Raw genomic sequence first — 20,460 nt, 5'->3', positions numbered from 1 at the left:
TTCAGGTATTTCTTTTCCTCTACAATCCATGTAGCTGTTTTTGACATTAAACCGGTAAGCAGGTCAAATGTGATCGGATGTTTGGGATTTTCGATCCAGTCTTTTACCTCCTTTAAAAGTTTTTCTGCTTCTTTTTGGTAAATTTCACTGTCCTTGACTAACTGGGATAGGACACCGTTGATCCGGGCTTTCTCATTGTCCAGTTTTTCCTTTGCCTCCTTTTTAGATTCCTTCTTCTGCGTGTACTCTTCCCGTAGTTTTTGGAACCGGATCTCAATAGTTTCCGTTTTTTCTCCGTTTAATAACAATTTCCGTTTTTTCTCTAATTGTCCGAAAAGCGAAACATGTTTTTGCCAGGTTTCCTTTTTTCGATGATAGGTATCCAGCATCTGTTTCAGATGAATATTTTCGTTTTCCAGCCTGGCTTGTTGTATATCAACAGTTTTTATTCCAGCCTGCAGTTGCTCCTCGTTTTTTTTCCACTGTTCAGCAAATCTGGTCAGTCGTTCCTGAAACCGGCCTTTCTCCAGCTCTTTCTCCCAGCCAGGGATTTCACGGAATGCATCTGCCGCTTTATGGGTCGTTTCTTCGTGTTGTTTCCGGTAATTTCCGATCAGCGTCTCTTGTTGGGTTATCTCTGTTTGCGTTCTTTCTATGTGTTTTTGGGTTTCGGCGGTGGCATTTGCAATTGCCTCCCTGGAACGGGTCAGTTCCTTCTCATTGATATCTGTTGCAGGAAAACGTTCTTTTAACGGATGATGGGTACTGCCGCAGACAGGACATGGTTTACCTTCTTCCAGTCCGGCACGTAATTGCATGATCTCTGCCGGAAGGAGTTTGTCCAGCCTTTCCGCTTCCGCCTCCTGTTGTTTCAGTTTATCCAGATAAGAGCCGAGTAACCCTTTGCTGTTTTTTAAAATTTCCGAATGCTGTAAGATCTGTTTTTGGGAGAGTTGTATATCATTCAGCAGGGTGACCAGAAGATCGATCCTTGTCACGATGGGTTGGTATGCTTCTTTTCCCGTGAACCAGTTTTTCCGTTCCTCATTCTTCTTACGGATACCGGCGATTTCATCCTGCAATACGGTAATTATTTTTTCTGTCTCGTTTTTGTTCTTTTCCTGAATTTCAAACTCCCCGCGGCTTTCTTTTACATTTTTTTCAGCAGACAGGATCGTGATATCCAGTTCTTTGGCTTTTTCAATTTCCGGTTTTGCCGATGTGTATCTTTGTTCATTTTCTTCCCATTTGTTTTTGGCCGCCAGTAGCTCCTTTTCTGCAATTTCCAGTTGTTTCGAGATCTCATCCAGTGCCTTGCGCCCCACGGTTATCTGTTCCAGTGCCTTGTCGGATTGATTCTGTTTTTCTTTCCATGAGAAATAAGTGTCGCGTATTTCCTGTGCCACATCTATCAGATGCAGGTATTCGTATCGACTACCGGCTTCCTGTATTTTTTCCAGTATCGTATTGAGTTTCTTTTCTGCATCCGTAATTTCATCCTTTAATATCAGTTCCTGTTTGATCCATTCCTGTTTCTTTTCAATAGAAGACTGCCACTCTTTTAACGGTTTTATTTCGGATTCCAGCTTTTCTTTTTCCTGAAGGAATAATCCCAGTTCTTCCTCAGATAGTAATTTCACGTCAGCGATACGTTGTTGAATCAGGCTCAGGGCATTTTTTGCATCACTTGTTTTTTGATAGATGACGGAAGATATTCTGGAATATACTTCCGTTCCGGTCAGTTTTTCCAGTAACTCTGCCTTTTCGCTTTGCTTAGATTTCAGGAAAGTGGAAAAATCATTCTGCGCAAGCAATACAGCACGGGTAAATTGTCCGAATGTCAGTCCGATAATTTCGGTGATTTTTTTCAGCAGTTCCGTTTTTGTCCCCTGTTCCTGGGACGATGCAGATAGATTTTCCAGTATAATGCCGGTTTGTTGTAAGGCCCCGTCCGTTTTGCCCCTGGCCCTTTTTACCGTCCATCTTGAACGGTATTTGTCGCCATTCAGTGCAATAAAATCCACTTCGGCATATCCTTCGCCGGCACCCCGTCTGAGTATATTACGACTGTCTCTTTGAGTGATGGTCTTATCCTCGGTATCGAGTATCTCGATTTGTTCGGCTTCTTTCAGGCGGGGAGCATTATCGAACAAGGCCAGACATAGGGCATCGAGAATCGTTGATTTTCCTGCTCCGGTGTTTCCGGTAATAGCAAAAATGCCGGATGACCTTAAAGGTTCCCGGGTAAAATCGATATCGAATTCATTTTCCAGTGAAGCCAGGTTTTTTCCCCTGATCGCAAGTATTTTCATGTTTCCACCTCCCTTATGACATTTTGCAGCAATAGTTTGATATTATCCGGCATGGAGTTACCGTATTTGTTGAAGAAAACATCTTCGGCGATGTTGAGGGGATGGATGGCTTTCATTTCTTCATAGGAGATCGTTCCGGCGTGTGCTTCTGCTTTTATCCGGAAGGGAACGGCACTGGCCAGTCTCACCTTCTTATTTTTCAATGCATCTTCGATCTGGTTCCTCAGAGAAGGTTCCGGACCGGTAATCAGGACTTTCAGTTCCAGGTAAGGTGAAGAATCATCCGGCTCACCATCAGGCAGTCCGGCAATTACTTCCAGCACCTGATCAAGCGGTTTTGGCTCCTGCGGCAGACTGAGCAACTTTACTGGGGTGTCGAATTCTATTTTTTCAATCCTCTCTAGCCCATTTTTACTCAACTCTATCAGTTGAATCCCCTGTTTGTAATTTTTTTCCGCAAAGGACATGGGTAATGGGCTTCCCGAATACCGTAAATTTTCCCTGCCCGATACATATTGTGATTTATGCAGATGTCCCAGGGCGGTATAAACGATCTTCTTTTTATCGAATGCTTCGGGAGCCACACATTCCAGTCCGCCTATGATCGTTCGTTCCGAACGGTCGTTTTCCGAAACACTCGAACCGGTAGCCTGTAAATGGCCCATAGCAATTACAGGCAACTCATTCCCGTTTTCCTCCAGTTCTTCATATATTTTTTCATACATGGCTGATACACCTTTACTATAGGTTTCTGCATCCGGATGGTCACCTTGTCTCAGATAAGGGACAGTCATACACCAGGCAAAGATCTCCCCGTTTTTTTTCAAGGGAACCAATAGATCTCCGAAGTCGATCCCACCTCCGGAAAGGTGCTTTATGGTGCCTTTAACGGATATATTTATTTCTTCAAGCAATGGATTAGGCGCTTCCAGACGGGCGGCGGAATCGTGGTTACCGGCAATGATCACCGTTTGCAAACCGGGATTTTCAGAGGTCAGCTCCCGTAGGAAATGGTAATACAATTTTTGCGATTCGGCAGACGGGTTGGGGCTGTCAAAAATATCACCTGCTATCAGCAATACATCTGCCTGACGTTCCCGGATGATTCGTTTCAGCCATTCGAAAAAAAACAGATGTTCCTTTTTCCGTTCGTAACCATGGAATAATTGCCCGATATGCCAGTCCGCCGTATGCAGGAGTTTTATGCTATCCGGTTTTCCGGATAGGATTACCTCTTTTTGCGGCATGGTATCCCAAAGTGTTTTTTGGTGCGTATTGCTCATCTAAACAGAAGCTTATATGGATTCATCCGGATTTATTCCGAATAAACAAAAATAGGAAAATATCCCGTCGGTTGGTGAAATGTTTTCACGGAAAATCGGCTTGTCTGACTTTACCAGTCTGGGAAAAGGCTTACAATAGATTCTTTTTCCTACATAACAGTAATCCTGTAAATGTAATCAGGCCATTCACAATTAATAACTCGAATCCAAATTTATAACCCCAGAACCACTGTTCGGAATAACGGTCGAGGAAATAGGTAATGACAGGAGAAGCTATGGCAATGAAAGGGACAAGCCGGTCGTATACCTTGTATTTGGAATACAGGCCGAAGGCAAATAATCCGAGCAATGGACCGTAAGTATAGCCGGCAATAGTAAAAAAACGGTCGATGATAGCTTTATTGTCGAGTTGCTTCAATCCGATGATCAGTAGGAATGACAAAAAAGCAAAGGTAAAATGTACCAGGTAACGGAAGTATTTCTTCTTTTGTTCGGAGAATCCGCGGTGATCCAATCCAATGATATCAATGCAGAATGAAGTCGTTAATGCGGTTAATGTGCCGTCGGCACTGGAATAAGCGGCAGATATCAGTCCGATAATAAATACGATTCCGGCAAAGGTACCCAGGTGATTGATGGCGATATCCGCGAACAGGCTGTCGGTAGCAATAATTTGAATATTATTGGCTTGTGCATACATCATAAGAACAGCACCTAATGTCAGGAACATCAGATTGATCGGTACCAGGATCCCACCAAGCGTAAACATGTTTTTCTGTGCTTCGCGAAGCGTACGGCAACTGAGGTTTTTCTGCATCATATCCTGATCCAGCCCTGTCATTACAATGGTGATGAATATTCCGCTAAGGAATTGTTTCAGGTAAAAACGACGGTCGGTCCATTCGGTAACGACCATTGTTGAATATTCACTTTCTTTTACTTGGGTGAACAATCCTGAAAAGTTCCACCCCATTTCTTTACTGATCAGGTATATGGATATGATGACCGACAGAAGCATGAAAGTGGTTTGCAGCGTGTCTGTCCATACGATGGTCTTGATACCGCCTCTGTAAGTATAAAGTAATATGAGCAGTACAAAGATCATGCTTACCAGCCAGAAAGGAATACCCCAATGCTGGAATACGAACAGGTACAATATGTATACTGTCAGGAACATACGCATAGCGGAACCAACTCCCCGAGAAAGAATGAAGAACGAAGCGCCTGTTTTATAGGTATGATTTCCGAAGCGTTGTTGCAGGTAAGTATATATAGACGTCAGGTTCAGCCTGTAATAAAGCGGCAGTAACACAAGGGCGATAACAGCATAACCTACTACATAACCTAGTACAACCATCATGTAAGAGAACTGTGTATCCTTTACCCATCCCGGTTGAGACAGGAAGGTAACTCCCGAGAGGGATGCACCGATCATACCGTATGCCACCACGTACCAGGGTGATCTTCGGTTACCCCGGTAAAAGCTGTCTTCATTAGCTTTGCGCGAGGTGATCCAACTGATCAGGAAGATGAACAGGGTATAAATGACAAAAACAGTAAGGAGGAGGATGGCGTTCATCATTTAAAATCTCTTTGACGCATGGCTTCGAAAGTCATGATAGCGGTCGATACGGACACATTCAAAGAATCGATGCGTCCCCGCATCGGTATTTTTATTCGGTTATCGGCATGATCGAGCCAAAAACCGGTCAGTCCTTCCGCTTCGGTTCCCATCACGATAGCGGACGGTTGCGTAAAATCGGCCTGATGGTACCATTCGGAGGCGGTGAGTTCTGCTGCATGTACACGGATACCTGACTGTTTCATCCATTGAAGGGCTTCTTCGGAAGTACAGGTGATCACCTGCTGTGTAAATACACACCCGATACTGGACCGGATGGTATTCGGGTTATAGATATCGGTCTGTGGATCACATACGATAACAGCATCTGTACGGGCCGCATCTGCGGTACGAAGAATGGCCCCGAGGTTACCGGGCTTTTCAACCGCTTCCAGTACAATAATGAATGGCTTTTCTGATAACCTTATGCCGGACAATTGTAACTGCTTCGGAATCGCTATGGCAATGATCCCGTCTGACTGTCCCCGGTATGCTATTTTCTCGAAAACCGTCCGGCTTATTGATTCTGCCGGTACAGGCAGTTTTTTTACCAGGGATCTACCTTCTATAGAGAGCAATTCATCACATACATACAGGCTATGGAATGTATATCCGCCTGCTATGGCCAGTGAAATTTCACGACCACCTTCAATCACAAACAGATTTTGCTCACGGCGCTCGCGGGCTTTATCCAGTTTCAGGATATTCTTGATACGCGGGTTTTGTGTACTGGTGATCAATCCTGGAATGAAATAAAATGTAACTTTTTTACTTTCGTACTTTATGAACGTTCAAACTTTCCTACTTTCAGACTTTATAAACGTTCAAACTTTCCTACTTTATAAACTTTTTTGCTTTTAAACAATACTATGCACTACCAGACCGCTACGCAGTTTCGGTTCGAACCAGGTGGTTTTGGGAGGCATGATGTTTCCTGTATCGGCAATATCGATCAACTGTTTCATGCTGACCGGATACAGGGCAAAAGCAACGGCCATTTCCCCCGAATCGACACGGCGTTTCAGTTCGCCTAATCCACGGATCCCGCCAACAAAATCAATACGTTTTGAATTGCGTAAATCGGTGATATTCAGTATGGGATTCAAAACCAGATCGGAAAGTACGGTTACATCCAGGCATCCGATAGGGTCGTTGTCATTGTAAGTGCCGGGTTTCGCTTTCAGTGCGTACCATTTTCCACTTAAGTACATACTGAACTCATGTAAAGTAGAAGGACGGTATTCTTTAGTCCCTTTTTCTTCAACCGTAAAGCCTTTTTCAAGCGCGTTTAAGAAGTCAGCTTCTGAAAGCCCGTTTAAATCCTTGACTACACGGTTATAATCGAAAATTTTCAGCTGGTTATCCGGAAAATGGACAGCGAGGAAATAGTTGTATTCTTCTTCTCCCGTGTGGCCCGGATGGGTCTTTTTGCGTTCGTCCCCTACCAGTGCGGCAGCAGCTGTACGATGATGTCCGTCGGCAACATAGGTATTCGGGATAGCAGCAAAAAGTGTGACGATCCTGTCGATTACGGCAGCATCGTTGATGACCCACAACTGGTGTCCGATGCCATCGTCCGCTACAAAATCATATTCGGCAGGTCCGGCTGTTATCTTTTCAACAATAGTATCTATTTCCTCAACTGCAGGATAGGCGAAGAAGACCGGTTCGTAATTCATATTGCTGACCCGGATGTGGTTTTTACGATCCTCTTCCTTATCCGGGCGGGTCAATTCATGTTTGCGGATCACATTATCCATATAGTCCGTAACGGCAGCACATCCAACGATACCATATTGAGTACGGCCGTCCATGGTTTGTGCATATATATAGAGCTTATCTTTATCATCCGTATTGAAAACACCCTCGGTAATCATCTTCTGAAAATTTTCGCTACCCTTGCGGTATACTTCCGGATCGTGCTCGTCCATTGTTTCGGGCAAATCGATTTCAGGTTTGATCACATGCAGGAATGATAACGGATTACCTTCCGCTTCTTTCTTTGCTTCTGCACGATTGAGCACATCATACGGACGTGATGCTATTTTTGCTGCTTTGTCCTTTTCCGGACGAATACCTTTAAATGCTTTAAGTATGGCCATACCTTATGAAATTGACTGTTGATATTAGAATTGGATGAAGGCTGAAACATTTTTATTGTTTCGGCAAAATCTTCACAAATGTAATATTAAGTAATTGAAAATGGACAATTGAAAATGGATAATTGTATTTATGCCATCAGCAATCTGATTGGTATAATGAAATATTGGTTGCTTCGGGTTGTTTTATAGCGGAGAAGTGCTTTATACCAGTTGATCAAAAGAACTTTTCTATTTCTTCCATGTACAGGATATGCATTACCGTCTTCCCTGTGGGTGAATAATTAGGGGTTGCGCAAACGAATAATTTTTCGACGAGATGGCTCATTTCCTCACTGGTGAGGGCTTCATTGTATGGAATGGCCGATTCCTGCGCCAACATAGCAGCCAGACGTTCGCGGCGGGTTTCAAACATGTCTTTTTCGGAATGCCGGTATTCATCCAGCAATTTTTTTAACATCATCCCAGGATTTTTGTTTCCTGTTTCCCCGGGGTTGCCATGAATACTTACAACGGTATCACCTGATGAACGAATATCGAATCCTAAAGCAGAAAAATCATCTTTCAATTCCTTCCACAGGCTCATTTCATCCGGTGATAGTTCTACCTGTTCAGGAAAAAGAGTTTGCTGGCACATATTTTTATTATTCCCCACCTGTGACTGGTACTGTTCGAAAAGGATCCGTTCGTGTGCACGTTTCTGATCGATCAGCATCAGGCCGGATTTTACAGGGGTAAGGATGTACCTGCCTTTTAGCTGAAGAAAAGCATTGACAGAAACAGGGATAGCCGTGTTTTCATCATCCTCGTCCATAAATATTTTTTCCTGGTGTTTTTCGTTTTCAAAACCGGAATATAGATTTTCCCATTTTTCCAGGTTTATTTTGTCCCGGGAACTTTTGGAAGGATAGTCCTGAGTGTTGAAAGGATTGTAGTTAGGGTTGATATTGATCTCAGGAACATTGATCCGGGTATCGGGACGTAATACAGGTATCTGTAAGGTCGGATCCACTTCAAAATCAATGGCCGGCGCAATATTGAATTTACCCAATGCCTGTTTTACCGTGCTTACCAGAAACTGGAAAATAGCCCGTTCATCTTCGAATTTCACTTCCGTTTTGGTTGGATGGATATTGATGTCGATGGAATCCGGCGGGACTTCCAGATAGATAAAGTAGCCCGGTATATAATCCGGCGGCAGAAGTCCTTCATATGCCTGTAAAACGGCTTTATGCAAATAAGGATGGCGGATATACCGTCCGTTGGCAAAGAAATACTGTTCTCCGAACGATTTTTTTGCGAAATCAGGTTTGACTACAAATCCGCTGATTTTTACCAATGTGGTTTCTGTTTCAATAGGTAAAAGATGCTGGTTGATGGTTTTTCCAAAAATGTGGACAATCCTTTGCCTGATATTGGATGCCGGTAGTTTGTATATCTCTGTTTTGTTGTTGGTGATGGAGAATGCTACATCTTCATACACCATGGCTATCCGTTTGAACTCGTTCAACACGTGTGTCAGTTCCGTAGAATCCGATTTCAGGAATTTACGGCGGGCGGGTACGTTAAAAAACAGGTTTTTTACAGTAAAGGTGCTACCGTCCTTACTTTGTACCGGAGTTTGTCCGGTAACCCTGGTAGCAGCTATCTCAATCTGGGTTCCCAATTCATCTTCCGTACGTTTGGTGCGTAATTGCACTTCGGCAATTGCAGCTATGGAAGCCAGGGCTTCTCCCCTGAACCCCAACGTATGTAAAGAGAAAAGATCTTTGGAATCACGGATTTTGGATGTGGCGTGGCGTTCAAACGCCAACCGTGCATCTGTTTCCGACATTCCACAACCATTATCAATGATCTGTATCTGGGTCTTTCCTGAATCTTTTAAATAAATATCAACGGATGTTGCACCTGCATCGATGGCATTTTCCACCAATTCTTTTACTACGGATGCAGGCCGCTGAATCACTTCTCCCGCAGCAATCTGGTTGGCTACCGAATCGGGAAGGAGTCGGATAATATCTGTCATTTATAAATGAACCTCGCTTTTTTGAGTGTTAGGAGTTACTTTCCTGCCCACATGGCCTGAAATAGCTCCGGCATGATAAAATATAATATCGCAATCAAAATAACCAGGATCATTAAAAACCGCATGGTTGAAATTTTATCCAAAGATGCCCTGCGTAATTTTGATTGTTCTCTTCGCTCTGTTAAAAACCCCCTCTGTAAACCGACATAAGTTTTATCATTTTCTGCTTCGGCTTTCATTTTTTCCAGACGCTCTTTCCTTTCATCATAATACATCGGGCGATAGTTAAATTGCCTTGGTTTTGATGTGCTGAATAAGCCGCTCGTTAGATTAAATCCCATAACTGATCTTTTTAAAGAGTGTTATGCAAAGATAATAAATATTATGTGAAAATATGTTCCGGCAGGTAAAAGTTTCCAATATCTAAAATTGTCCGGAATAAAAATTCTCAATGGTTATCATTGGAATGCAAATAATATCACTACCTTTGCACTTCAAAAGAAGATAAATGAAATTTAGATTTATCGGGATTGCTTTATTCTTAGCCTTTTCCGCAATTATATCAGCACAAAAAAATACTTCGGTAAATTTAAAAAACGGTACCGATTCTTTGAGTTATGCTTTAGGGATTATGTTTGGACAAAACATAAAATCCGGGGGATTTGAGGTTATTAATACTGAGGTGTTTGCAAAAACCATCGATAAGATACTTCGCAATGAGCCCTTACAAATGACACCCGAAGATGCCAATCTGATTGTTAATATCCAATTTCAGAAAATACAGCAGCTCAAATATCAGAAAAATTTGAAGGATGGTCGTGACTTCCTGGCGGCCAACAAATCGAATCCCGGTGTTGTTACTTTGCCCAGCGGATTACAATACAAGATATTAATCGAAGGTTCCGGTCCTAAGCCTAAAGCAACGGATAAGGTAACCGTTCATTATCATGGTACATTGATTGACGGGACCATATTTGACAGTTCCGTAGAGAAAAATATGCCGATAGAGTTGATCGTAAACCATGTCATTCCCGGCTGGATCGAGGCATTGCAACTGATGCCGGTCGGTTCCAAATGGGTATTATATATTCCTTCCGAATTGGCTTATGGAGAAAATCCTCGTCCGGGCGGACCTATCGAGCCTAATTCTGCCCTCATTTTTGAGGTCGAATTGATCTCCATCAATAATTAGGATTTTTTAACACTTAGTAATCAAAGTTTTATCATAAATTCGCAAACAAAATTTTTATAAACAATCATTGTTATGAACAGTTCAAAGAGATTAATTTATAGCGTATTGACATTTGCTGTAATTGTATTGGCCTCATGTGGAAGCAAACCCAATTACAAAGTATCTATCAAAAATGCAGATGATTCTGCTGCATATTATATCGGACATATTTACGGAGAGCAAATGACGAATTCCGGATTAACAGAATTAAACATTGATGCTTTGGCCAGGGGCTGGCAAGATGCCAATAATGAGGTCAAGCTGGAAGAAAGCATGGATGAGATCAATGCATTTATGATGAAATATTTTGAAGCTGCCCGCTTACGTTTGGCAGATAAAGCTTTAAAGGAAGGACAGGATTTTCTTAAAGAGAATGAAAAGAAACAGGGAATCGTGACCATGCCGAGCGGTTTGCAGTATAGGATTATTAGAGAAGGTACAGGGATTAAACCCGCAAGAGAAGATATGGTAGATGTGGTTTACCATGGTACATTGATTGACGGGACGGTCTTTGATAGTTCGAAAGATAATAATGACACTGTTTCCTTTAGTGTGATGCGTGTTGTACCTGGTTTTAGCGAAGCATTGACCCTGATGAACGAAGGTTCTGTCTGGGAGGTTTATATTCCTGCTGAAATGGGATATGGAGAAAACCCGCATCCCCAAAGTGGAATCAAACCCAATAGTGTCCTGGTGTTTGAAATAGACCTGGTAAAAGTGAATAAAGGCGAAGAGAAAAAGTAAGTTTCAATTATCAATAAACACAAAAGGGATGGATATAGAATATCCATCCCTTTTGTGTTTATTGAGCAGGGAGATCGTTATTGTCTTTTTAAAGTGACCCACCCTTCTCCGTTTTTTATTTTATTGGAAGCTCCGGGAATGATAGTATCAATGGATGTCAGCATACTCTCATCTAATCCGGGTAAGTCAAGCAGATTTTCGATCATGATGATCTGATCGTTATTATCAACCTGGAATTGTATGGTTTCACTTTTGTCCCCATCAATAGAGGAAATTGTGATGTTATCCTCAGAAATCGAATAGGATCCTTCAGATGTTTTATTGCCATCCCTCCAGTTGATGCACCGGTGGTCAGCGGTAAATTCCATCGTTCCATATTCATCAAGTATTTCACTGACGTTTCCCATTTCCCTTATCATAAAACTTTTCATGATGTTATCCAGATTATTATCTCCTGTTTTGAAATTGATATCTGTGGGTTTCCATGTACCGACAATAATCTCGCTGAGGGGTTTGTTATCGTCCTTATCCTTACTGCAGGAAAAAGGTATAACCACAACGAGCATTAAAAATAACGGGAAAAGTTTTATTTTTTTCATTTTCAAACAGAATAAATTTTAACTATCTTTTAGAATACGGTACTTTATACGCAAATAGCTATACAAAAGTTTCAAGGTTAAGTTTTTGCTCAATGATTACCCGGCTCAATATCAAATTTTGTATCTTTGTATTTTTCCGGTTGATTGGAGTAGTCAATTATAGTATTGACTCACCGGGATATTAATTTAAGGATTGATTTAAAATAGATATGATTCTACCGATTTATGTTTACGGATGGCCTTTATTGAGAAAAAAGAGCGAGGAAATTACTTCGGATTACCCGGATTTGAAACAACTGATCGCCGATATGTTTGAAACCATGTATCATGCCGATGGTGTAGGTCTTGCTGCTCCTCAAATCGGAAAATCCATACGGTTAATTGTCATAGATGGTTCGCCAATGGCCGATGACGAAAATCCCGATGACGAACTGCATTCATTCAAGAAAGTATTCATTAATCCTATAATTAGGGAAAGCGGTGGAGAAGAATGGGTCGATAATGAAGGTTGTCTGAGCCTTCCGAAGATACGCGAATCGGTAAAACGTCCCGAGTGGATAAAGATTGATTATCTGGATGAACACTTCCAGCCTCATTCTGAGCGGTATGATGGTGTCGCTGCACGTATTATCCAGCATGAATATGATCATATTGAGGGAAAATTATTCATAGACCGGATCTCTCCTATACGTAGAAAATTGATCGTAGGGAAACTGATGGCTATTTCTAAAGGAAAAGTAGATTGCAGTTATAAAATAAAAACTCCCAAAAAGTAAATTTTCAGGAGTTCTTTTATAGATTCATCAAAAGATATTATTTGATTTCTTCTATACGACCATGAAAATTGATGGATGTGCGTGTAGGATCCTTTACAAATAAGCTGGCTGATCCGCTGGAGGTAATTTTCAGGGTCAGGTCATATGTTTTTTGCAGATCATTGGTTTTGATAAATATATCCCATCCGCCTTTTTGCGTATTTTCGATTTTATATTCAAAGTCCTGTGTACTAAACTTAATTCCTCCTTCGCTTGGATCCGTCGGAGGCGAATATACCCGTCCGGTATACGGTAAATGTGCTTTTACCTCTTCCTTGGTTACCCTGACATCATAATAGGGCGAAATCTTGTCCGGGACAAAAACATAGTTTTGCGCCTCAACAATCTGTTTTATTTTATCTTGTTGAACTTGTTGTTTTTCTACTTTCCGCTGCTTTTTCGATTTTTTTTCCTGCCCGTAAGTAGTACTGCTAATTACAGCAAAAGACAGCAGCATGACCAATACATACAATTTTTTCATGGCTGAGGTTTTTAGTGAATAATTCGAAAAATATCCTAAATTATCTGTTGTATATCTCCTCTATAAGTTACGGTCCATTCACGTACCGGGTCACGTAACATTAAAGTTGCCATTCCACTGGGTGAAACTTTCAGGGTCATATCATATAGTCCCTGCCTTACTTCGGTTTTAATATAAATATTCCAACCACCATTTTTTGCATTTTCTACTTTATAATCAAAGTCCTTATTTTTGAACCTGTTCCCGATTTCTGGATTTTTTTCACTTTCAAAGCGGGCACCAAAAAACGGTAAAATTCCGATCACTTCTTCTTTTGTTACAATGACCTCATAAATTGTTGGATATCCCGGATCAGTTACTGGCGGTGGTGTTCTTTTAAAAACGTAATTTTGATTTTCAATCAATTGTTTGATCATTTCGGTTTGTTCTGCTTTCCGCTGCTTTTTCGATTTTTTTCCCTGCCCGTATAAAATATTGCTACCCACAGCAAAAAATAGCAACAAGATCAGGATACCCATTTTTTTCATAGCCAGAATTTTTAATGATTAACTCGAAAAATATACAGAATTAAAGATCAACAATAATAAGGAAAATATTTCAGGAGTTTCATGTGAATAAAATTTAATTTTTAATGGTCACATGTAATATCCAGGTTTGTTCATTACGTTGGATGAACAGTAATGTTCAAGGATATTTCATCTGAATGACCTTATCATTAAAGATTATTTGATTTCTTCGATACGTCCCCGGAAAGTAATGGACTGGCGGGTCGGATCATTTACGGATAAGCTTGCCGAACCGCTGGATGTAACTTTCAGGATCAGGTCGTAGGTTCTTCGCTGATCTTTGGTCTTAATGTATATATCCCACCCTCCTTTTTTTGCATTCTCTACTTTATAGTCAAAGTTCGTGCTGTTGAATTTGATCCCTCCTTCTGTCGGATCAACCACAGAATATACACGGCCGAAATATGGTAAAAAAGCTTTGACTTCATCTTTGGTTACTGTTACATCGTAGGAAGTGGTCAGATACCGGGAACTTCCGGATTGCGGTAAGGCCCTCTCTGCAATAAAAATATAATTTTGCGCATCAATGAGTTGCTTTACATTTTCGGTTTGCTCTATTTTACGCTGTTTTTTTGATTTTTTTTCTTGTCCGTATAAAGTGCCGCCACCTAAAGCGAGCAATAGCAGCAGGACAAACACACCCATCTTTTTCAAATTCCGGTCCATGATTAGTATTTTAAGGTTATTTTCAATTCAACGATGAATCACATTAAACACATTAATTGGGGACAAAAAACCTGCCAAACTTTTATCAATAACTGATAAAAATCAGTTTGAATGCTGCATCTTTTTTTTATTTTTGGCATCCCATTAAAAAAACTGTTTATGCCGGTCAATATACCAGATAATTTACCTGCCGCCGATGTGCTCCGGGACGAGAATATTTTTGTGATGACGGAAAGCCGTGCCATCCATCAGGATATTCGTCCTTTGCGATTGTTGATACTTAACCTGATGCCGGTTAAGATCACTACCGAGACACATCTGCTGCGTATGTTGTCCAATTCACCTTTACAGGTGGAGATAACACTGTTGAAGACCATCAGCCATACCTCAAAGAATACGCCGATCGAACATTTGGAGACTTTTTATAAGACTTTTGATGAGGTAAAATTCCATCGTTTTGACGGTCTGATCATTACCGGTGCGCCGGTGGAGATGCTGGATTATGAGGAAGTGGATTATTGGAACGAGCTGAAACAAATTATCGACTGGGCGGAGCACAGTGTTACATCAACACTTTATATCTGCTGGGCGGCACAGGCGGGTTTATATTACCATTACGGCGTGCCTAAATATGCCTTGCCGGAAAAGATGTTTGGGGTATTCGATCATACATTAAATAATCCTAAAGCGCCTATTGTGAGAGGATTCGATGATAAATTCCTGGTGCCTCATTCCCGCCATACCGAGATACGCCGGGAAGATATTGAGAAGATACCCCAGCTCGAAATTGTTTCCGAATCGGAACAGTCCGGTGTTTATTTGGTGAGGGATGTGGAGAACCGGCGTATATTTGTTACCGGGCATTCGGAATACGATGCTTTAACGCTCAAAAGCGAATATGAACGTGATCTGGAGAAAAGGATGGACATACAGGTTCCCTATAATTATTTCCCGGGTGATGATCCTTCCAAAGAACCTTTGATGCGTTGGAAAAGCCATGCCAGCCTTCTTTTCTCGAACTGGCTGAATTATTATGTGTACCAGGAGACTCCTTATGACTTCGATTGAGTTTTCACTATCAGATATTGGTTCGGCTGCCCGCCGGTTTCTAACGCTTACCTCAGGGCATAAGCTTTTTGCTTTTTATGGTGCCATGGGAGCCGGGAAAACGACATTTATAAAATCCCTGTGTGAAGAATTGGGTGTCAGTAAGACCGTAACCAGTCCGACTTTTTCATTGGTCAATGAATATAATGCAGGAAAAAACGGAATGATCTACCATTTTGATTTTTACCGTATCAATAAGCCGGAAGAGGTGTTTGATTTTGGTGGTGAAGAGTATTTTTCATCAGGTAATTACTGTTTTATCGAATGGCCTGAGAAGGCGGAAATATCCTTACCTAAGGATATTTGTAAGGTACTGATCGAGGAAACTGATGGTATGGTACGTAGAATAACTTTTCCCGAAATGGATGGATAGTTATGGTAATCATCCGAAAATACGTATTTTTGTTATTTCATGAAATATAAAAAACGTATAACGGAAGATATGGGGCGACCTAAAAAAAATACAGACTTGTTACGTATCAATAAGCAGACGATCTTGTTTAACAACAAGGAAATAAAGGCCATTGACGATTATTGTAAAAAATATGCCATACGTAACAGGTCAAGGTTGATGCGAGAAATGATCCTGTCGTCGATCATTAGAAAATTTGAAGATGACTACCCGACTCTTTTTTAGAAAGGCATTCAGGATTTAGTTTTTTATGCTGTTTTTCAATAAAATAACTTACTTACTAATTTTTCCCGTTTTTCTATAATCAGGATATCATCTCTGGATTAACACAATTAACCATCCTGTTTTTGTACTTTTTTATTAATTTTGTTTGCCTTTTTCAGGCACATAATCATAAAATATAATATTAATATCAGATGGCTGAAAGTTTGGAAGAAAAAATGTGCCGTTTTTCGAAGGGATATGCATTTGTATTACATGTTTTCGTTCGTCCGGCATTTACTTTTTTTTACCGTAAAATTCAGGTAATTGGAAAGAAAAGGGTTCCCAGGAAAGGCCCGATTATTTATACACCTAATCATCAGAATGCTTTGATGGATGCAATCTGTATTCTTTGTACCAGGGACCGGCAACCGGTGTTTGTTGCACGGGCAGATATTTTTCAGAAACCATTTGTTATCAAAATCCTTCATTTTCTCCGTATACTTCCTATTTACCGCAGACGGGACGGTGTAAATACTTCCGATAATAACCAGGAGACATTTGATATTCTGCTGAAAGTACTCCATCATGGCCTTGCTGTAGGTATTATGCCGGAAGGAATTCATAATGAGATGAAGAGGTTGCAGATATTACAAAAAGGGGTTTTCCGGTTTGCATTAAAGGCACAGGAAAAGTTCGGCAATCTTCCGGGGGTAAAAATTATTCCTGTTGGGATCGAATATTCTGATACCCGAAAGTTCCGGAGCGATGTGATCATCAATTACGGGGAAGCCATTGAGATGTCGGATTACTATGATTTATACATTGAAAATCCACCCAGGGCATTCAAACAATTGCAGGATACCCTTTCCAACAAGATGAAAGAAGGTATGATCAACATTGAGAATGAGGAATTCTATCATGAAATCGAGCAAGCACGACTGTTTTATGAAAAACGTGCTATCCGGCGCCTGGGACTGAAATATAATAAGGGGAGGGATAGACTGACGGCACAACAGAAGGTGATCCATGCCATGGAGGATTATGCACAGGAAAAGCATGCCGAAATGGTAGAAATGTCTGACCAGATAAAAGAATATGTGACAATAATCAATAAATATGATTTCCGTGATTGGGTGGTTGAAGATCAGCCATATTCTTTTTCCTTTTTATCACTACTTATGTTACTCTCTATTTTAGGATTCCCATTTTGGCTGTTAGGAATGATATTCAATTATATTCCTTACAAGCTTTCCCAGTATAGCTCCGGAAAAATAAAGGATCCGCAATTTGTAAGTTCTGTTCAATTTGTAGCAGGAATTGTCGTTTTTCCTGTGTATTACCTTATTATAACCATTTTATTTATTATTTTTATTCCCTGTATCTGGGGAATTCTGACTATGGTTATATTGTTTGTACCCTCAGCTTTATTTGCATTTAATTATTATCTTTTTCTAAAAAAAGTAGGTGCCCGTTACCGGTTTTGTAGCCTTAAACGCAAAAAAAACAAGGAAATATTGAGGTCTATTGAGTTACGCAGATCTATATTTGAGATACTGGATAAAATAGTTGTATAAAAAAAGCCCGGATCGACCACCTCTATGGATCTCCGGGCTTTTTTTATTGTTTTAAAGAAATATCTTATTTAGCAGCAACATATGATGCTGATCCTTCCAAAGCCTGACGCAAAGCAAGAACACCGTCTTTTGTCAGGTCTACATTCATATCTAATCCATTAGAAAGATGAACTGTAGCGCTTTGGTTGGTATTAATGGTCACTAATTTCATAGTTTGCTCACCAATAACAGAACACCATGCGTTTGAAGTTTCATCATAGACCAACTTCATTTCCACACCTTCTTCATTAGTGATTTTATAGCCATTTTCGAGAGTCTCAACAGCATACATGCCATTTTCACCCTTAACATTGTTTACTTCACCAGCTGCGATTGGATTATTTCCTGACCAGAACTCAATCGTGTTAAATACAATGGCATCAGCTAATACACAGACTTCATATACAGGAACGATACAGAAAGCAAGAAATACAACTTCGTTTACCCATTTGCCCCCTATACCCTGGTTCCATGAATGAATTTTGCCTACCAGTCCAAATGAACCGATACAAGAAGAAAGTGTCAAGCAACCGGCAATAGCCAGAACTGCTGTAGATTTTAATAGATTTTTCATTGTCTGTATTATTTTAATTTGTTAATATTAATCATGCAAATATAATGAAAATAAATACGGTTAATTCAAAATGTTTATAAAAACTTATTATAGGTAAAATCAGGTACTTGCTTAACAATAATGTCCTTAATGAAAACTTTTGTCCTGGAAATCTTGGGTCGGTTTTATCCGGGAATATGATATTTTGATTATTGATATCCCGTGAAATAAGCAGCAAGGTATACTGTTTCGTAAGACAAAAGAAGTGTCAAAAAATGAAGTATCATATCCGGTCAGAATGGATAGCCAATAGCAAAATAGAATGCAGCATTGCCTTTAAATTTGTCGAAAAGTACGAATCTTTCACTTTTGGCTTCTGCAGGGTCATATAACCGTTTACCTCCGTCGAAACGAATTACAATGAACCCCAGATCGATACGTAATCCTATTCCACACCCGACAGCTATCTGCTCGTAAAATGACGAAAATTTAAAATGCCCTCCCGGTTGATTTTCATATTCTTTTACAGTCCAAACATTTCCGGCATCAACAAAAGCGGCAAGTTCAATATATTTGATCCATTTATACCGATACTCCAGGCTCATGATAAGATTAATATCGCCTACCTGTGTGGCAAGATTACTTGTATCTTTAACTGTTCCGGGACCAAGATGGCGTGTGTTCCATCCTCTTACATTATTCGGGCCACCTGCAAAATAGCGTTTTTCAAAAGGCATTATTTTTGAATTATTGTATGGATAAGCCATGCCTAACCCCAAATGCCCTGCAATGGTGTTTTTTGCATCAAATCTGAAAGTCTGTGCGAAATCAATGTCACCCTTTAAAAATTGCGCAAAAGGGTTATTCAATACTTGATATTGTCCGCTTTCTGATTTTGTAGCTTTAAACAGTTCTGATCCCCAATACAACAAGTTTCCTGATGATTCCGCAAAGAAACGGAATGATGACTGGCGCCTTCCGAATTTTCCCTGGTTAGGCATAGATAATACAATACTATAGTTTATTCCTGCAGTAAAGATATCTTCATAACTGAACCGGGTCAGCTCATTTCCTGGTTCTTTTAGGTATTCGTCGAATTTTTGTGAGATTTTGGGCATCATAACATAATTAATGTCAATAATGCTATAAGTTTGCATGACATTGCCATTCGGGCTGCTGAACCTTTCTTTCCAGTTAAGGTTAAAGAAATTACGGGTGTAATCTACCCGCCGTTGAATATCAAAATTGATGCTATATTCCGATGTGGTGGTATACCTGTTGGTAATATACTCCCTGAAAAGAGGCAAATGCAATTGAGGGAAAATTAATGAAGTCCCTATCCCAAACTCATAATAATTTTCAGAAAGCACTTCATCTGTACTTTTTTTCACAAACTCGTAAGCGCCACGTAATTTTATATTCCAATGCTCGGCACCATTGAATAAATTATAATGGTTGTAAGAAATATTGGCGGCAATACCCAGATTACCCGCTTTATTTGTTCCATCAATTCCTGTCTGTATACCATGTATGTTTCCTTCGGTAAGGTATATTTTATAATCTAACAAGGCGGAATCTCCTTCATTAACAGTGCTATATTGTACATTGGTCCTGCTGATACTTCCAAGGCTGTTGACCAGATTGTAACTTTGTTTGTCCCTGATATCACTGTACCTTTCCCCTTTTTCCATCAGGATGTTTCTGCGTAACACAGAAGGACGCAGAAAATGGGTACTATCATATAGAATGCTTAAATCCTTATATTCAACAGAATCGACTAGTTTGAAAGGAGGCTCATCAAATGGGTCATATCCGCTGATGACCTTAATGTTACGAATGTAGTGCATACGCGGAGCAATCGTGTCTTTTAAAATTAATTGAAGATCTACCTGGTTAGACATTAAGCTTGTATCGGCAAGGTAACGGAAATTGTCTTCAGTCGCCGTATAATATCCGATATGTCTTAATATCTGACTGATGGATGCCCGTTCTTTTTCAAGTGTTTCCATGGAGAACGGATCCCCTTCTTTTATCTCTGAACGCTTCTTTATGTTACGGAGACTGAGTACCGTATCGATCCACTCATCAGAAATAGATATGTCATAATCGCGTATCCGGTAGGGCTCAT

At 40.4% G+C, this 20,460-nt stretch carries 20 protein-coding genes; 7 read left to right on the top strand and 13 right to left on the bottom strand.

Annotated features, from left to right (window positions below; translation table 11 throughout):
* The 7 genes from LBQ60_01835 to LBQ60_01805 form a co-directional block, all read right to left on the bottom strand.
* On the bottom strand, positions 1–2,312 hold a 2,312-nt coding region (locus tag LBQ60_01835), incomplete at its 3' end, for an AAA family ATPase (protein MDR2036645.1).
* Entirely contained in the window at positions 2,309–3,517 is a 1,209-nt protein-coding gene (locus tag LBQ60_01830) for an exonuclease SbcCD subunit D (GenBank protein ID MDR2036644.1), read from the bottom strand. The genes LBQ60_01835 and LBQ60_01830, both read right to left, overlap by 4 nt.
* Before the next feature lie 208 nt (positions 3,518–3,725).
* Positions 3,726–5,177 (bottom strand): sodium:solute symporter, encoded by a 1,452-nt coding sequence (locus tag LBQ60_01825; protein MDR2036643.1) that lies wholly within the window; start codon positions 5,175–5,177, stop codon positions 3,726–3,728.
* Positions 5,174–5,956 carry an RNA methyltransferase gene (locus tag LBQ60_01820; GenBank protein MDR2036642.1) on the bottom strand — a complete coding sequence of 261 codons (783 nt, stop codon included), beginning with the start codon at positions 5,954–5,956 and terminating at the stop codon, positions 5,174–5,176. Before LBQ60_01820 ends, LBQ60_01825 begins: the two co-directional genes overlap by 4 nt.
* A gap of 117 nt (positions 5,957–6,073) precedes the next feature.
* Positions 6,074–7,318, bottom strand: coding sequence for a DUF1015 family protein (locus tag LBQ60_01815; protein ID MDR2036641.1), 1,245 nt, complete (start codon positions 7,316–7,318; stop codon positions 6,074–6,076).
* 214 nt (positions 7,319–7,532) lie between these two features.
* Positions 7,533–9,341, bottom strand: a complete 1,809-nt coding sequence (gene mutL, locus LBQ60_01810) for a DNA mismatch repair endonuclease MutL (GenBank protein ID MDR2036640.1) — start codon at positions 9,339–9,341, stop codon at positions 7,533–7,535.
* A 35-nt stretch (positions 9,342–9,376) separates the two neighbouring features.
* Positions 9,377–9,682, bottom strand: a complete 306-nt coding sequence (locus LBQ60_01805; protein ID MDR2036639.1) for a hypothetical protein — start codon at positions 9,680–9,682, stop codon at positions 9,377–9,379.
* 167 nt (positions 9,683–9,849) lie between these two features.
* Here LBQ60_01805 and LBQ60_01800 point away from each other — a divergent pair, with 167 nt between their 5' ends.
* Both LBQ60_01800 and LBQ60_01795 read left to right on the top strand, forming a co-directional pair.
* Positions 9,850–10,533, top strand: coding sequence for an FKBP-type peptidyl-prolyl cis-trans isomerase (locus LBQ60_01800; GenBank protein ID MDR2036638.1), 684 nt, complete (start codon positions 9,850–9,852; stop codon positions 10,531–10,533).
* Positions 10,534–10,605: 72 nt separating this feature from the next.
* Positions 10,606–11,316: an FKBP-type peptidyl-prolyl cis-trans isomerase gene (locus LBQ60_01795; protein MDR2036637.1), complete on the top strand. Its 711-nt coding sequence runs from the start codon at positions 10,606–10,608 to the stop codon at positions 11,314–11,316.
* Between the two features lie 77 nt (positions 11,317–11,393).
* Here LBQ60_01795 and LBQ60_01790 read toward each other — a convergent pair whose 3' ends face one another.
* Positions 11,394–11,915, bottom strand: coding sequence for a lipocalin family protein (locus tag LBQ60_01790; protein MDR2036636.1), 522 nt, complete (start codon positions 11,913–11,915; stop codon positions 11,394–11,396).
* A 209-nt stretch (positions 11,916–12,124) separates the two neighbouring features.
* On the opposite strand from LBQ60_01790, the gene def reads away from it, so the two are divergent.
* A complete protein-coding gene (def, locus tag LBQ60_01785; protein MDR2036635.1) occupies positions 12,125–12,691 on the top strand; it encodes a peptide deformylase in 567 nt (188 codons plus the stop codon).
* A gap of 37 nt (positions 12,692–12,728) precedes the next feature.
* Here def and LBQ60_01780 read toward each other — a convergent pair whose 3' ends face one another.
* The 3 genes from LBQ60_01780 to LBQ60_01770 form a co-directional block, all read right to left on the bottom strand.
* The gene (locus LBQ60_01780; protein MDR2036634.1) at positions 12,729–13,211 is read right to left on the bottom strand and encodes a DUF4251 domain-containing protein; all 483 of its coding nucleotides are present in this window, start codon (positions 13,209–13,211) and stop codon (positions 12,729–12,731) included.
* A 35-nt stretch (positions 13,212–13,246) separates the two neighbouring features.
* Positions 13,247–13,738, bottom strand: coding sequence for a DUF4251 domain-containing protein (locus LBQ60_01775; protein ID MDR2036633.1), 492 nt, complete (start codon positions 13,736–13,738; stop codon positions 13,247–13,249).
* 195 nt (positions 13,739–13,933) lie between these two features.
* Positions 13,934–14,443 carry a DUF4251 domain-containing protein gene (locus LBQ60_01770; protein MDR2036632.1) on the bottom strand — a complete coding sequence of 170 codons (510 nt, stop codon included), beginning with the start codon at positions 14,441–14,443 and terminating at the stop codon, positions 13,934–13,936.
* A gap of 159 nt (positions 14,444–14,602) precedes the next feature.
* Here LBQ60_01770 and metA point away from each other — a divergent pair, with 159 nt between their 5' ends.
* The 4 genes from metA to LBQ60_01750 all read left to right on the top strand — a co-directional run bounded on the left by metA (position 14,603) and on the right by LBQ60_01750 (position 17,740).
* Positions 14,603–15,511 (top strand): homoserine O-succinyltransferase, encoded by a 909-nt coding sequence (gene metA, locus LBQ60_01765; GenBank protein MDR2036631.1) that lies wholly within the window; start codon positions 14,603–14,605, stop codon positions 15,509–15,511.
* Positions 15,498–15,923 carry a tRNA (adenosine(37)-N6)-threonylcarbamoyltransferase complex ATPase subunit type 1 TsaE gene (gene tsaE, locus LBQ60_01760; protein ID MDR2036630.1) on the top strand — a complete coding sequence of 142 codons (426 nt, stop codon included), beginning with the start codon at positions 15,498–15,500 and terminating at the stop codon, positions 15,921–15,923. The genes metA and tsaE overlap by 14 nt, the downstream gene beginning before the upstream one ends.
* Before the next feature lie 39 nt (positions 15,924–15,962).
* Positions 15,963–16,187: a hypothetical protein gene (locus LBQ60_01755; protein ID MDR2036629.1), complete on the top strand. Its 225-nt coding sequence runs from the start codon at positions 15,963–15,965 to the stop codon at positions 16,185–16,187.
* Positions 16,188–16,378: 191 nt separating this feature from the next.
* Positions 16,379–17,740, top strand: a complete 1,362-nt coding sequence (locus LBQ60_01750; protein ID MDR2036628.1) for a 1-acyl-sn-glycerol-3-phosphate acyltransferase — start codon at positions 16,379–16,381, stop codon at positions 17,738–17,740.
* 64 nt (positions 17,741–17,804) lie between these two features.
* Here LBQ60_01750 and LBQ60_01745 read toward each other — a convergent pair whose 3' ends face one another.
* Entirely contained in the window at positions 17,805–18,353 is a 549-nt protein-coding gene (locus LBQ60_01745; protein MDR2036627.1) for a DUF3332 domain-containing protein, read from the bottom strand.
* A 272-nt stretch (positions 18,354–18,625) separates the two neighbouring features.
* Positions 18,626–20,460 (bottom strand): outer membrane protein assembly factor (locus LBQ60_01740; protein ID MDR2036626.1); only part of this gene is annotated, 1,835 nt, incomplete at its 5' end.

It is taken from the genome of Bacteroidales bacterium (genome assembly GCA_031275285.1).
Taxonomy (GTDB): Bacteria; Bacteroidota; Bacteroidia; order Bacteroidales; family UBA4181; genus JAIRLS01.
The sequence above is the reverse complement of the archived record's forward strand: the minus strand, read 5'-3'. Positions and strand labels throughout refer to the sequence as shown.

What these genes read in the sequence shown, in the direction of transcription:
- LBQ60_01825 (MDR2036643.1), bottom strand. Translation starts at nt 5,177, where the DNA reads ATGATGAACGCCATCCTCCTCCTTACTGTTTTTGTCATTTATACCCTG.
- LBQ60_01815 (MDR2036641.1), bottom strand. Translation starts at nt 7,318, where the DNA reads ATGGCCATACTTAAAGCATTTAAAGGTATTCGTCCGGAAAAGGACAAA.
- LBQ60_01780 (MDR2036634.1), bottom strand. Translation starts at nt 13,211, where the DNA reads ATGAAAAAATTGTATGTATTGGTCATGCTGCTGTCTTTTGCTGTAATT.
- def (MDR2036635.1), top strand. Translation starts at nt 12,125, where the DNA reads ATGATTCTACCGATTTATGTTTACGGATGGCCTTTATTGAGAAAAAAG.
- LBQ60_01755 (MDR2036629.1), top strand. Translation starts at nt 15,963, where the DNA reads ATGAAATATAAAAAACGTATAACGGAAGATATGGGGCGACCTAAAAAA.
- LBQ60_01795 (MDR2036637.1), top strand. Translation starts at nt 10,606, where the DNA reads ATGAACAGTTCAAAGAGATTAATTTATAGCGTATTGACATTTGCTGTA.
- metA (MDR2036631.1), top strand. Translation starts at nt 14,603, where the DNA reads ATGCCGGTCAATATACCAGATAATTTACCTGCCGCCGATGTGCTCCGG.
- LBQ60_01775 (MDR2036633.1), bottom strand. Translation starts at nt 13,738, where the DNA reads ATGAAAAAAATGGGTATCCTGATCTTGTTGCTATTTTTTGCTGTGGGT.
- LBQ60_01790 (MDR2036636.1), bottom strand. Translation starts at nt 11,915, where the DNA reads ATGAAAAAAATAAAACTTTTCCCGTTATTTTTAATGCTCGTTGTGGTT.
- LBQ60_01750 (MDR2036628.1), top strand. Translation starts at nt 16,379, where the DNA reads ATGGCTGAAAGTTTGGAAGAAAAAATGTGCCGTTTTTCGAAGGGATAT.
- LBQ60_01745 (MDR2036627.1), bottom strand. Translation starts at nt 18,353, where the DNA reads ATGAAAAATCTATTAAAATCTACAGCAGTTCTGGCTATTGCCGGTTGC.
- LBQ60_01800 (MDR2036638.1), top strand. Translation starts at nt 9,850, where the DNA reads ATGAAATTTAGATTTATCGGGATTGCTTTATTCTTAGCCTTTTCCGCA.
- tsaE (MDR2036630.1), top strand. Translation starts at nt 15,498, where the DNA reads ATGACTTCGATTGAGTTTTCACTATCAGATATTGGTTCGGCTGCCCGC.
- LBQ60_01805 (MDR2036639.1), bottom strand. Translation starts at nt 9,682, where the DNA reads ATGGGATTTAATCTAACGAGCGGCTTATTCAGCACATCAAAACCAAGG.
- mutL (MDR2036640.1), bottom strand. Translation starts at nt 9,341, where the DNA reads ATGACAGATATTATCCGACTCCTTCCCGATTCGGTAGCCAACCAGATT.
- LBQ60_01770 (MDR2036632.1), bottom strand. Translation starts at nt 14,443, where the DNA reads ATGGACCGGAATTTGAAAAAGATGGGTGTGTTTGTCCTGCTGCTATTG.